Origin of the sequence: Planifilum fimeticola, assembly GCF_003001905.1 — a bacterium.
Classification (GTDB): Bacteria; Bacillota; Bacilli; order Thermoactinomycetales; family DSM-44946; genus Planifilum; species Planifilum fimeticola.
In genome coordinates this window covers 69212-81477 of the sequence record NZ_PVNE01000007.1, presented here as the reverse complement: position 1 = coordinate 81477, position 12266 = coordinate 69212, and the positions used below count along the sequence as shown (strand labels likewise).

Sequence of the window (12266 nt, the reverse complement as noted above, 5' to 3'; positions counted from 1 at the left end):
CCGCATGGAACCGGGATTTCTTTCCCCGGTTTTTTATTTTTGTTCGGGCAAGCCTGCTTGTCGAATAAAATGAGGACATTTCGCAATAGATGGTATTGGAGCGCTGTTGGAAGAGATAGAAGGGGGTTTTTTGGAAGGATATCCGGAGGGGTGCAAGAGCAACTGGTCCTGCCCGAAAGTTAGAACCGCTGAAGGGAATCACGGACAAGGGGGGATTCATCCGGCCAGCCCATGTGGCGGCGGTGGAGAAGGGAAAAGTGGTGGTGATTGAAGGGGAACCGTAAGGGAAATACGGCGCATCCGGCGCTTCCGCGGTCGGCAGTGCCGTTTGTCCATCGACCTAGGGAGTTGACAAGTAATCGGTGCATTTGCGGAAATCTCTCGCCCATTCTTCCAATCCGGATTTGACTGTGGGATCGTCGAAGCGGTTGGCTGCTCTCTGGAGATATCGGATGCCTTGGTTTAAAAGCCGCAGAGCTTCCCGGTCCGATCGGGCGTCCCGCCGGGACAACCAGCGGATGACGATCAGATGGGGCAAGTGTGCCGGATGGGCGGAGAGGAGGAGAGCCTCCCAATGGCGGCAGGCAATGGTTTCCCGCAGAGCTCGGAGGGTGAGCCCCGCCTGGACGCCGGCGCTTTTGATCAGCCGCTGCAACAGGGGATGGGAGGGGAGAGGCGCGCTGTTCACAGAAATTCTCCTTTCCGAAAATGGTTCGCACTCCTGCCGGACAAACGGGCAGGACTGGCCTGGCCCCCAGATCAACTATTCTTTTCCCAAAACCGATAAGCATCGCAAGAGGGAGGCAGGTGGCCCCGCCTCCCTCTTTTGGATTACCAATTCCGAATCTCCCAGCCTTCTCCGGACCATTGGACATTCACTTTTTTTCCGCTCTCCGTTTTCAGCACCGGGTTTTTGACGTACCAACCCCTGCCGTTGGCGTAGTCGTCGGTCTTGTAACGGAAGCGGAGGTATTTCGTTTCCGGGGGAACGGTGACCTTCACCCGCTTCCACCCATCGCTGTTGCCGACGAAGGGTTCCGCCAGAGGCTCCCATCGGATTCCGTCGGAGGAGCCTTCCACGGTGCCGGAATCGTCTCCTGTCCCCGGTTCAGCTTCCACGCGATACCAGGTGTCGAAGGTGAGGGTGAAGGGTTCGGACGCCTTCGGCAGTTCCCCGCTGCACAGGGATCGGTCCAGATCATCTCCGTAGCCGGAGAACCAGGCACCCTTTTTTCCGAGGCCGTCGACGGGGATGGCGTCGGCGGCCAACCGGGCCACCTGGCGGCGAGTCGGATTGGTGGAAACGGTGTCCCGGGTGGGATGGACCCGGTTGGTCAGCAGGATGGCGATGGTTTGGTTTTTCCGGTTCACCACGAGGGAGGTGCCGGTGAAGCCGGTATGACCCATGGTTTCCGCGTCGGCCAGGGCGTCCATGTACCAGCCCTGGTTCAGCTCCCAGCCCAGTCCCTGGTCATCCCCGGGGAAGTCCGGAAGGTGGTTTTTCGCCATCAGCTCCACCGTCGATTCCTTCAAAATCCGCTTGCCGCCGTATTTTCCGTTCTGCAGGAACATGTGGCCGAACACGGCCAGATCCCTGGCGGTGGAGAATACCCCGGCATGGCCCGCCACCCCGTCAAGGGACCAGGCGTTTTCGTCGTGCACCTCGCCCCAGACCAGCCCCCGTCCGGTCTCCGGCTGATATTCCGTCGCGGCGATCCGGGGCTTCAGCGATGCCGGCGGATTGTACATGGTGTCGGTCATGCCCAGAGGACCGGTAATGTGCTTCTTTACGAAGTCATCCAGCGACATCCCCGACAGCCGCTCCACCAGCTCTCCCAGGGTGATCAGGTTCAGGTCGCTGTATTCATATCGGGTTCCCGGTTCCGCCTCCAGGGGTTGGCGGAACACGATTTGCAGCCGTTCTTCCCGGTTGTTTCCCATCTGGTAGAGGGGTATCCACGGGGCGAGGCCCGAGGTGTGGGTCATCAGCTGGCGGATGGTCACCTTTTCCTTTCCTTCCGCCGCAAATTCCGGGATGTAGCGGGCGACGGGGTCATCCAGTTTGAATTTCCCCTGTTCGTACAATTTCATCGCCGCCGTGACGGTGAACAACTTGCTGATGGAGGCGATGTCGAAGATGGTGTCCTCCTTCATGGCGATCGGCGTTTCCGCCGGAGTGTACCGATCGTCCCGATAAAGGAGGGAGTGGCCGTAGGCCTTGTGTTTCACCACGACCCCCCTGCGGGCGATGAGAACCACGGCTCCGGGCATGGTCCGTTCCCGGATCGCCTGTTGAACATACGGATCGATGGCGTTTAAGGGCCCCACTTTCATCCCGGCGGCCTTGGGCGCTCCCCAGCGCAATACCGGAGAAGAAAGGCCCGGATTGTCCCAGGGAAAGGGATGATGGTTCTGAGAAGGGATCACCTGGACACCGCCGATTTCCACCTCCGGTTTTTTCAGGGTCGTCTCTGCCGATGCCGCGAGGAACGGAGGATTCCATAATGCGGTCGGGAAGATCATCGACATTCCCAGGCTGATGCTGAGAAATCTCCGATGTCCCCGCCTTTTCCCTTGATCTCGGGTCATGTTCTCCCTCCTGAAGTTCGATCGCGTCCGCGGATCAAGGTGCGGCGCGTCATTGTTTATGCCCTTTGGGAGGATAGAGCAGATAACGGGCGCGAAGCTTGCGGAAATCCTTCAGTTCCCCTTCCCATTCTTCCGCAATCTTGCGGGCGGAAACCCCTGCATCCAACTTTTTCCGAACCCGGTCGGAACCGGTCAGCTTGTCGATCCAGTATTCGTTCCCGTCTTTCCGCCAGGCAAAATCCTCGGGATAAAGCTGTTTCACCTTCTCGATGATCACGAGACCCGTCAAAATGGGGGAGAAGCGCTCTGGATCCTCCAGGTGAACCTGAACTCCCCCCACCGTCTCTCCCGCGTATTTGGAAAAGGTGGGGTTGAAGTAAGCTTCCCGGAAGGAGACGCCGGGGAGGTTTTCCTTGTTCAGCGCTTCCGCCAGCTCCCAACCCTTGATGTAGGGGGCCCCCAGCAGTTCGAAGGGGCGGGTGGTTCCGCGTCCTTCAGACAGGTTTGTTCCTTCGATCATCCCGGTTCCGGGGTATACCAGTGCGGTGTCCGTCGTGGGCATGTTCGGAGAAGGAATCACCCAGGGAAGGCCGGTGTCCTCGTAGAGCTGATTTCTTTTCCAACCCTTCATGGCGATGACCGTCAAATCCGCCTTTTTCTTGCCTTCCTGCGGGAAGAATTCTTCATTGAACAACCGGGCCAGTTCGCCCACCGTCATCCCGTGCCGCTGGGGGATCGGATAGAGCCCGACGAAGGAGCGGTACGCCGGATCCAGCACCGGCCCCTCCACCTTGACTCCCCCGATGGGATTGGGACGGTCCAGGACGATGAAGGGTTTCCCGGCTTCGGCGGCGGCTTCCATCGCGTAGGCCATGGTGTAGATGTAGGTGTAGAAGCGGGTGCCCACATCCTGGATGTCAAAGACCAGCACATCCACTCCGTCGAAAAGGGGAACCATCTCTCCGGGCTGTTTGCCGTAGAGGTTGATAAAGGGGAGCCCCGTCCGGGGATCCTCGAAGGAACCCGGCTCATCTCCCGCCTGTTCCGTTCCCCTGACGCCGTGTTCCGGTCCGTACACCTTGACCACCTGGATGCCCGCTTCCAACATGGCGTCAAGGGCATGGCGGTAATCCCGGGTGATGGCCGTGGGATTGGTGATCAGGCCGACTTTTTTCCCTTTCAATCTATCTGGATGTTCGAGCAGGATTTCGAGGCCGGTTTTCACTTTGGCCGGCTTCCCGACGTGCCGGGAGCCGTCCGCGTGATGCGAAACGCTGCTGAAGATCATAACAAACGCCAAAAAACCCATTGCCAGCCACCGTTTCCACATCGAGCTTTCCCTCCCTGCGGAGTGTGGGATCGGGACATTTCGGGTTGAAATAAATCCCCGAAATTCCTTGTTCTACATACAATGGTTTCTTTCCTCTCCGTGATTGGACCTCCATCCTCTGGAGTACCCCATCTCCTATTAGAATATCACAGTTGGCTTATTGGTTTTAAATATTTCAGCATTGTAACATAACGTCCCCAGGGGGCGCTTGCTTGACCGGGACAAGCAATCGTGATAATATTTCGAATGGAAATAAATACATGAAAAGAAGGACGGGAAAGCGGAGGGTTCATTTCCTCGTTTCCCCGGGGGAACGCTTTCATATGTGGGGAAGGACGCCTGCGGGCGGGATCAGCGCTGCCCGAACAAGAAACGGGAGGGGAATCGTGTACATGCGCAGATGGCTTGCTGTTCTGTGTTCGGTCCTGGTCCTCTTCACCATCCTTCCGGCCGCCGCCCTGGCAAAGGCGGGGGATGCCGTTAAGCCGGGCTGGAAGGAGGATCGCGTGGCAAAGGGTTGGATTCAGAGCAAAATCCGGAAGATGACCCTGGAGGAAAAAGTCGGGCAGCTGTTCATGGTGCATGTGTACGGCAGGACGCCGACGGACCCGGATTACGAGGAAATCAATCTGGAGGAGAAGCGGGGCGGAAGAAACTTCAAAGAGGTCATTGAGAAGTATCACGTCGGCGGCGTGATCTATTTCAACTGGACGGACAACATCGGCACCCCTATCGACGCGAAGCAGGTGAACGCCCTTTCAAACGGACTGCAGAAGATCGCCATGAAGCAGCGCATGCAGATTCCGCTCTTCATTTCCACGGACCAGGAAGGGGGTCTGGTCGCCCGGGTGACGGAACCGGCCACGGTTTTTCCGGGCAGCATGGCCACGGGTGCGACCCGGTCCGTTCAATATGCCGGGAAATCGGCCGAAATCATGGCGCGTGAATTGAAAAGTCTCGGCATCAACATGGATCTGGCCCCCGTCCTCGATGTGAACGTCAATCCGGCCAATCCGGTCATCAATGTGCGTTCCTTCTCCGAGGATCCGGACCTGGTCTCCAAGATGGGCGTGGCTCAGGTGAAGGGATTCCAGGGACAAAATATCGTCGCCACCGCCAAGCATTTCCCGGGGCACGGGGATACGGATGTGGATTCCCACTACGGTCTTCCGATCATCCATCACGACCGTGAAACCCTGGAAAAGGTGGATCTCAAGCCTTTCCGGGCGGCGATCGATGCGGGGATCGACGCGATCATGACGGCCCACATCGTGGTACCGGCCCTGGATGACTCGGGGCTTCCGGCCACCCTTTCCAAACCGATCCTGACCGACCTCCTTCGCAGGGAGATGGGCTTTGACGGATTGATCATCACCGACAGCCTCGGCATGTCGGGGGCCAACGTCCTGCCGCCGGAACGGGTTCCCGTCGAGGCGTTCAAGGCGGGGGCGGACATTCTGCTGAATCCGCCGGATGTGGATCTCGCCTACAACGCGGTGCTGAATGCGGTCAAGAGCGGCGAGATCAGCAAGAAGCGCCTGGATGAATCCGTGTTCCGAATCCTTTGGTACAAGATGAAGCGGGGACTGTTCCATCATCCCTACGTGGACGAAAAGGCGACCCGGGTCATCGGGAACAACAAGCATCTGGAAACGGCGGACCGGATTGCCGATAAAAGCATCACCCTCCTGAAAAATGAAAAGGGGGTGCTCCCCCTCTCCAGGGAAAAAAGCCTGTTGGTGACCGGTCCTTCCGACGGCAAACCGGAACGGCTCGCTTCGCTGCTGGCAGAAAAGGGCATCTCCGCCGATGCTTACACGACGGGGGCCACTCCGACACCGGAGCAGATCGAAGCGGCCCTGGAGAAGGCGAAGGATGTCGATACGGTCATTGTCACCACCTATAACGCGGATTCCAACACCGGCCAGCAGAACCTGGTCCGCGCCTTGAAGGAGGCGGACAAACCGGTGGTGGTCGCGGCGATGAGAAATCCCTACGACATCGCCGCTTTCCCGGAGGTGGACGGAAACCTGGCGACTTACGGAAACCGGGACGTTTCGGTTCGCGCGCTGGCCAGGGCACTGACGGGAGAGGTCAATCCTTCCGGAAAGTTGCCTGTCACGGTGCCCGGGATGTTTGAATACGGTTTTGGCCTCCGCTATTGATCCTTCGGCGGCTTCGGCAACACCCGCAGCAATTCGTCGGTTCCGGCCTGGACGACCGACGATGCTGCGGGTTTGATTTTTTCCACCCGGTCCATGTTGGTCACCACGACCGGCGACATCATCGATTTGGCCGTCCTCTGGAGCTTCTCCAGATCGATGCGGATGATCGGTTCCCCCACCTCCACCCGTTTTCCCGGGGTGGCCAGGACGGTGAACCCGTCGCCCTTCAGTTCGACGGTGTTCATTCCGATGTGGACGAGGATTTCCAGTCCCTCGTCGGTGGTGATTCCCGCGGCGTGACCCGTCGGAAAGAGATGGGTCAGCGTGCCGGCGACGGGGGACAACAGCCGGTCGGATTCCGGGAGGATCGCCACTCCGTCCCCCACCATCTTTTGGGCGAAAACGGGATCCGGAACTTCGGTCAGCGGGACCGTTTTTCCGCTGAAGGGAGCTTGGATCCTGATCCAGTCGGCTTCATGGGACGGAATGGATTTTTTTCTTCGCCAAAACAGCATTGCGATCACCACACCTTCTCGTTTGATGTCGTGGGATGGCCCCGCGCGGCCGCACGGACGCCGGGTTCCGGGGATGTGCGGAAGACCGGAGAAAAGGAGTCGGAAGGAGCCGCGAGCGACTGTGCCCTGCCTGCGATGCGTTCCCTCCGCCCTCGGCTCTCAGCGAAGGACGGAGGAGGCCATCCTGCGGTATGTATGGCGCTTTCCGCGGAGGGCGACGGAGGCGGTGAAAAGGTTTTCGGGAGGTGCCATCCCGATGAGTCCGGCGTCACCCAAGTGAAAAATGTCGGCCCCGGCTTTTTTGCTTTCCATCGCGATGGTGCGGACCGTTTCCGTATCCGCCCCTTCCTGGGAGGTGCCGACGGCGGCCATGATGAGCCCACCCCGTGCATGAACCGCTTCGGCGGCCCGGCGCAGCATCGGCACGTCCACCCCCGGTACGGTCCCGGGGGCCGGAAGCAGCACCACATCCGCTCCCGCTTCCGCGAACCGGTCAGCCGACTTCACCAGTCCCTCTTCCGTCCAACCTTCGTCGGTGCCGGCGGCGTGCATCTTCCCGGCGATGATCAACAGTTCCTGCCCGAGCATTTCCCGCACCAGACGGATTCCCCGGATAATCGCGTCGTTGGTGACGCCCGTTTTGGGATTCCCCGTCAGGCAGAGGAAATCAAAGCCCAATTCCTTCACCTTCCGGATGCTGTCCGGGTTCAGAGTCCTCCCGGCGCTGATCGGAATCTGCTCCTCCATCATGGACGGATCGGGATCCACCGGCTCCAGATTGACGCCGATGGGTCTTCCGGTGAACCGCTTGGCCAGGCGAACGACTTCCGCCCCTTCTTCCACGGTCAATCCGCAGATGCGCGGGCGATCGACGTCAAAGAGGTTGAGCAACAACAGGTCCGCGCCGAAGGAGCGCGCCACTTCCGGAAGGGATGCGTCTTCGAAGGGAGAGGGGAAGCAGACGATGAGTTCGGAAAGCAGGGTGCGACCTTCGGCGGCCCGAATCGAGGCCTTCAGTTCCGGTCCCTTCATGGCGGCAAAATCGCTGCCGTGACAATCCAGGATGCGTTTCACGTCGGTTTTCGCCTCCTCGCTCTTTTATAAGGGCGGAGGGGGCGCGCCGTTTGACGGGGGGAAGGGCGCACCCCCTCCGGTATTCGCACATGCCAAGGGAAGGATTCGATTCGCCTATTCGTCATTTTTTCAATTGATGCCGGATCGCTTCCGCCAACATGTCGGCGATGGTGCCGACGACGACCTGAGCGTGCTGATCATCCAGTTTCATGACCCCCGCGGCGCCCAGCCGTTTCAACTCCTCCTCGTCCAGGAGGCTCGCATCTTTCACCCTCAGCCGCAACCGGGTGATGCATCCCTCCACTTCCAGGATGTTTTCCTTTCCGCCCATGGCGGTGAGATACTGACGGGCCTGTTCGGCCATATCGCCCTCCGCCTCTTCTTCCTCCTTGCCCTCTTCTTTCGAAGCGAGCTGATATTCGTCAAAGACGCTGAATCCTCCGCTTTGGGCGGCTTCCCCTTCCGACTCGCGCCCCATGGTTTGGATGTTGAAGGCCTTGATGCTGAAGTAGAACACGAGGAAGTAAAGGGCGAAGAACGCGGCTCCGATGGGGATCAGCCACCATCCCCTCTCCGCCAGCCCCATGTTGAGGAAGTAGTCGATGGCGCCCGCGGAGAAGAAGAATCCGTGCCGGATATCAAGGGCATAGACCACAGCCAGGCTGATCGCCGTCAACAGGGCGTGCAGGACGTAGAGCACCGGCGCCAGGAACATGAAGGCATATTCCAGGGGCTCGGTGATTCCCGTCAGGAAGGCGGTGAGCGCCGCACTCAGCATGAAGCCGGCAACGGCGGGACGCCTTTCCTTTTTGGCCGCCAGTGTCATGGCCAGGGCGGCCGCAGGCAGACCGAACATGAAGATGGGGAAGAAGCCCGCCATGAATCCGCCGGCGGTCGGGTCGCCCGCGAAGAATCGGTGCAGATCCCCGGTCTTTCCTTCATACTCGCCGAAGACGAACCAGATGTACGAATTGATGACGTGGTGAAGCCCCAGCGGGATGAGCAAACGGTTCAGGAACCCGTAGATGGCGGCACCGATGGCGCCGATGCCGGTCAGTCCGTGGCCCAGAACATCGATGCCCGCTTGAATGTAGGGCCAGACATAGCCGAACACAAAGGCGAGAACGATGGCCGCGCCGGCGGTGACGATGGGGACGAAGCGCCTGCCGCCGAAGAATCCGAGATAGTCCGGCAATTTGACGGTGTGATACCGGTTGTACAGCCAGGCCGCGAGAATTCCGGCGATGATTCCGCCGAGGACGCTCATGTTGATGTCCTCGTTGATGGCCTGTGCCCCTTTGGTGATGATTTCGTAGGCGATATAACCGGACAGCCCCGCCGCACCGTGGTTTTCCTTCGCCAGGCCGATGGCCACGCCGATGGCGAAAAGAATCGGTAGATTGTCCAGGACGGCGCTGCCGGTTGCCGCGATAAACGGAATGTCCAACAAGTCCGGTTGACCGAAGCGCAACAGGAGTCCCACGGCGGGCAGCACCGCCACCGGCAACATGAGCGATTTGCCCAGCCGTTGCAACTGACCCAACATGTTCTTCAACCTCCCCCTTGTTTTTGTAAGCGCTTTTCTGCCGAAAGCAAAAAGGGCAGGCACAAGCTGATAAGCTCATGCCTGCCCTTGTCGGCAGTAACACGCTCAATTTCATGTTACCATCTGCGCCAGCATCTTGCAACGGCATTCGCGATGAACCGGACGGATGCAGCCTTCGCAAATCCTCCGCGGCGACGAGAGACCCATTATTGCTGCCCTTCCGCGTCGGGATCCATGTAGAAAAACTCCCAGATATGGCCGTCAGGATCGCGAAAACTCCGGCTGTACATGAAGCCGTGGTCGACCGGACCGCCTGCGGAGATGGCTCCGGCGGCCAAATCCCTTTTGAGGATTTCGTCCACGGCGGGCCCTGCTGTCCGCGGTCAGGGACACGATGACTTCGGCGCTTCGGCCCGGCCCGGATCAGGAATCTCCTTTTTCGTAAAGGATTGAAAAAAATCCTCCCTCAGCAGCATGGCAAATATGTTATCGTTCATCACCATGCAGGTTGCATTTTCGTCCGTTTACCGTTCGTCGAATTGGAAGCCGATTTGGCCAAAAAACTCCGTCGATCTCCGCAAATCCTTCACCGGCAGGTTGATGTAAATGTTTTTTGCTGTAAGCGACATCTTTATCACCTCTGCGAAAAATCTTTTGCATGGCGCTCCGTGGCGAGGGATGATGCGAGCGCCATGGAAGATCCGTTTCTTTTTATTTGCTGTTTTTGGATCAACCTTCTCCAACAGGACAGAAGAGGAAAATCGTTCAAAGGGTCTTCGGCGAAGTTTTCCGCGTCGAAGCCCCGGATCGATTGGCTTGGCCTGTAAAAAATAGGGGATGAAAATATTTGACAGGACACCAAAAGGTGTCATATAATATATTCGACACCAAAAGGTGTCCTTTTCCGGATACCGAAGGGCTCTTTTCCCCGCATCGAGAGGCGGGATGCCGCCTGCCGCAGGGAACGTGGCCGGGATCCATCAGGAGGGGGGGTGTCATGAGCGGAAATAAGCCGTCACGGGATGTATTTGACGCAATTGCCGATTCAACGAGACGTCGGATTATCCAACTGCTGGCCGAGAAGGGAGAATTGCCGCTTCACCAGTTGACGGCGCAGTTTTCGATAGGCCGGACGGCGGTTTCCAAGCATTTGAAAATATTGAAAGAGGCCGGACTGGTTGTGGACCGGAAAGCGGGCAGAGAGACGCGATATCGTCTCAATGCCTTACCGCTGAAGAAGGTTCAGGATTGGGTGACCTATTACAGCGTGTTCTGGAGTGCCAATATGTCACGTCTGGATCAATTTTTGAAGGAGGAAGAAGAGTGAGCCTGAAACTGTCGATGGATTTTCAGTTTACGACGACGATGGAGAAGCTGTGGTCCGCTTTGACCGATTCAAACAAACTTTCCAGATGGATGGTCGACATTCGCAGCGGCGAGCCGATGGAGAACAATTTCAAGCCCGTCGTTGGGCACCGTTTTCAGTTCCGCGCACAGCCGTTCAACGGTTGGGACGGGATAATTGAGGGCGAAGTGCTGGTTGTCGAACCGCCGACCCGGTTATCCTATACCTGGGCCAGCGGCGGGGAAGAACACAAGATCGTCTGGACGCTGCAGGACTTGGGGGACGGGAGAGTCAATCTCCATCTCGAACAGACCGGGTTTTCCCAGCAGCAAGGTCTGGAAGGGGCCAGGTACGGTTGGGGGAAATGGTGCGGGGAGCTTAAAAAAGTGTTGGAACAAGGATAACACGTATGGGATCAGCGTGGCCGGCGGCGGGCGAGCCATTGCTTTCAAGAGGTGAATGTTGATGGGTGAAGGAAAGAGGAATCCGAAATTGGATGCCTATTTTGACAAGCTCAAGCAGTGGAAGGAAGAATTTCAGCTGCTGAGGGAGATCGTCCTGGACTGCGGGCTTGTCGAGGATTTCAAGTGGATGCATCCCTGTTATACTTATGAGGGAAAAAACATCGTGCTGATCCACGGGTTTAAGAATTACTGCGCCCTCCTGTTTCACAAGGGCGCCCTGTTAAAGGATCCCCGGGGCATCCTCGTCCAACAGACGAAAAACGTCCAGTTGGCCAGACAGATTCGGTTTACCGGCTTAGAACAAATCCAAAAACTGCGCCCGGTTTTGAAGTCCTATATCGAGGAAGCCATCGAAGTGGAAAAATCCGGACTGAAATGGGAGCCTCCCGAAAAAGCGGAGCCGATTCCGGAGGAATTGGAGAAAAAGTTTGAGGAAGTGCCGGGATTGAAAGCGGCCTTTGAAAAGCTGACGCCGGGCCGGCAGAGGGCGTATCTTCTTCATTTTTCTTCGGCCAAGAAGCCCGAAACCCGGTTGAACCGCATCGAAAAATATATCCCGCACATTTTGAGCGGAAAAGGAATGAACGATTAGGCGGGGCCATCCGCTTTTGTTCGTCCCGTTTCGCCCGTCGGGGGGCCGTCACCTTCTTTGAGCCACGGAAACGGATGGTACCAAGGGGCGCGGCTGCGATACGCGCCGACTCACAAAATCCACTTCTCGCACAGGGTCCGGATGCGGTCGTGCTGATGCGCCCAGCTTCTCCACACCGTCTCCGCCCATTTTTTGATCATTTCCTTTCTGCTGTTTCCCGCCTCCGCGCTCACCACATCCGAAACCGTGATTTCCCATGTCCGCTCCGGCGGTTCAAGCCGGGGCCATTCGGCTCCCTTTCCCGCCTTTTTCGCCAGCTTCATGTGCGCGTTTTGTACTTGTCTTCCCGTAAATCCGCGCTCGACGGCCAAGTACAGACCGATCAGCGAAAAAACGGTGGTGATGGGTTTGACGGGTCCTCCCGAATGCTGCGCTCCGTAGGCATCCACGCACAATTGATGATAAAAGAAAGGGTCCATTTCCACCATGTTGTTTGCGGTCAATTCCCCGTACAATTCCCAACATTCTCCGCTCGCGAGATAACGGTCGCTCATCGGCAATTGCCGATCGGGAAGCTCCGCCCCGCATCCGGGGCATTTCGAGAAACGATTCATCGATCATCACCCACCTTATTTTAAACCTGTAA

General features: G+C 58.0%; 11 protein-coding genes and 1 pseudogene. 4 read left to right on the top strand and 8 right to left on the bottom strand.

Translation table 11 applies throughout. The features are described 5' to 3' along the window. Positions 1 to 340: 340 nt before the first annotated feature. The 3 genes from CLV97_RS06235 to CLV97_RS06225 form a co-directional block, all read right to left on the bottom strand. Entirely contained in the window at positions 341 to 688 is a 348-nt protein-coding gene (locus CLV97_RS06235; protein ID WP_106344664.1) for a hypothetical protein, read from the bottom strand. Between the two features lie 143 nt (positions 689 to 831). Next, positions 832 to 2589 (bottom strand): serine hydrolase domain-containing protein, encoded by a 1758-nt coding sequence (locus tag CLV97_RS06230; protein ID WP_245891397.1) that lies wholly within the window; start codon positions 2587 to 2589, stop codon positions 832 to 834. Positions 2590 to 2638: 49 nt separating this feature from the next. Then, positions 2639 to 3919: an exo-beta-N-acetylmuramidase NamZ family protein gene (locus CLV97_RS06225; protein ID WP_106344663.1), complete on the bottom strand. Its 1281-nt coding sequence runs from the start codon at positions 3917 to 3919 to the stop codon at positions 2639 to 2641. 392 nt (positions 3920 to 4311) lie between these two features. Here CLV97_RS06225 and CLV97_RS06220 point away from each other — a divergent pair, with 392 nt between their 5' ends. Continuing rightward, positions 4312 to 6084, top strand: a complete 1773-nt coding sequence (locus tag CLV97_RS06220) for a glycoside hydrolase family 3 protein (protein WP_106344662.1) — start codon at positions 4312 to 4314, stop codon at positions 6082 to 6084. Here the strand turns inward: CLV97_RS06220 and CLV97_RS06215 are convergent. The 4 genes and pseudogenes from CLV97_RS06215 to CLV97_RS18915 form a co-directional block, all read right to left on the bottom strand. After that, positions 6078 to 6611 carry a PTS sugar transporter subunit IIA gene (locus CLV97_RS06215; RefSeq protein WP_245891396.1) on the bottom strand — a complete coding sequence of 178 codons (534 nt, stop codon included), beginning with the start codon at positions 6609 to 6611 and terminating at the stop codon, positions 6078 to 6080. The two genes, CLV97_RS06220 and CLV97_RS06215, sit on opposite strands and share 7 nt — an antisense overlap. Positions 6612 to 6758: 147 nt before the next feature. Then, the gene (locus CLV97_RS06210; RefSeq protein ID WP_106344660.1) at positions 6759 to 7673 is read right to left on the bottom strand and encodes a DUF7916 family protein; all 915 of its coding nucleotides are present in this window, start codon (positions 7671 to 7673) and stop codon (positions 6759 to 6761) included. A gap of 121 nt (positions 7674 to 7794) precedes the next feature. Further along, positions 7795 to 9219: an N-acetylglucosamine-specific PTS transporter subunit IIBC gene (gene nagE / locus CLV97_RS06205; RefSeq protein ID WP_106344659.1), complete on the bottom strand. Its 1425-nt coding sequence runs from the start codon at positions 9217 to 9219 to the stop codon at positions 7795 to 7797. A gap of 206 nt (positions 9220 to 9425) precedes the next feature. After that, positions 9426 to 9848 (bottom strand): annotated as a pseudogene (locus CLV97_RS18915) (VOC family protein). Between the two features lie 368 nt (positions 9849 to 10216). Between CLV97_RS18915 and CLV97_RS06195 the strand changes: the two are divergent. The 3 genes from CLV97_RS06195 to CLV97_RS06185 all read left to right on the top strand — a co-directional run bounded on the left by CLV97_RS06195 (position 10217) and on the right by CLV97_RS06185 (position 11620). Then, positions 10217 to 10546, top strand: a complete 330-nt coding sequence (locus CLV97_RS06195; RefSeq protein WP_106344658.1) for an ArsR/SmtB family transcription factor — start codon at positions 10217 to 10219, stop codon at positions 10544 to 10546. Further along, positions 10543 to 10968, top strand: a complete 426-nt coding sequence (locus CLV97_RS06190) for an SRPBCC family protein (protein WP_106344657.1) — start codon at positions 10543 to 10545, stop codon at positions 10966 to 10968. Before CLV97_RS06195 ends, CLV97_RS06190 begins: the two co-directional genes overlap by 4 nt. A 61-nt stretch (positions 10969 to 11029) precedes the next feature. Further along, on the top strand, positions 11030 to 11620 hold the full coding sequence (locus CLV97_RS06185; protein WP_106344656.1) for a YdeI/OmpD-associated family protein: 591 nt from the start codon (positions 11030 to 11032) through the stop codon (positions 11618 to 11620). 110 nt (positions 11621 to 11730) lie between these two features. Here the strand turns inward: CLV97_RS06185 and CLV97_RS06180 are convergent, their stop codons facing one another. After that, complete coding sequence (locus CLV97_RS06180) at positions 11731 to 12234, bottom strand: DUF5946 family protein (RefSeq protein WP_106344655.1); 504 nt, start codon at positions 12232 to 12234, stop codon at positions 11731 to 11733. Positions 12235 to 12266: the final 32 nt, after the last annotated feature.

What these genes read in the sequence shown, in the direction of transcription:
- CLV97_RS06220 (WP_106344662.1), top strand. Translation starts at nt 4,312, where the DNA reads ATGCGCAGATGGCTTGCTGTTCTGTGTTCGGTCCTGGTCCTCTTCACC.
- CLV97_RS06180 (WP_106344655.1), bottom strand. Translation starts at nt 12,234, where the DNA reads ATGAATCGTTTCTCGAAATGCCCCGGATGCGGGGCGGAGCTTCCCGAT.
- CLV97_RS06230 (WP_245891397.1), bottom strand. Translation starts at nt 2,589, where the DNA reads ATGACCCGAGATCAAGGGAAAAGGCGGGGACATCGGAGATTTCTCAGC.
- CLV97_RS06195 (WP_106344658.1), top strand. Translation starts at nt 10,217, where the DNA reads ATGAGCGGAAATAAGCCGTCACGGGATGTATTTGACGCAATTGCCGAT.
- nagE (WP_106344659.1), bottom strand. Translation starts at nt 9,219, where the DNA reads ATGTTGGGTCAGTTGCAACGGCTGGGCAAATCGCTCATGTTGCCGGTG.
- CLV97_RS06225 (WP_106344663.1), bottom strand. Translation starts at nt 3,919, where the DNA reads ATGTGGAAACGGTGGCTGGCAATGGGTTTTTTGGCGTTTGTTATGATC.
- CLV97_RS06185 (WP_106344656.1), top strand. Translation starts at nt 11,030, where the DNA reads ATGGGTGAAGGAAAGAGGAATCCGAAATTGGATGCCTATTTTGACAAG.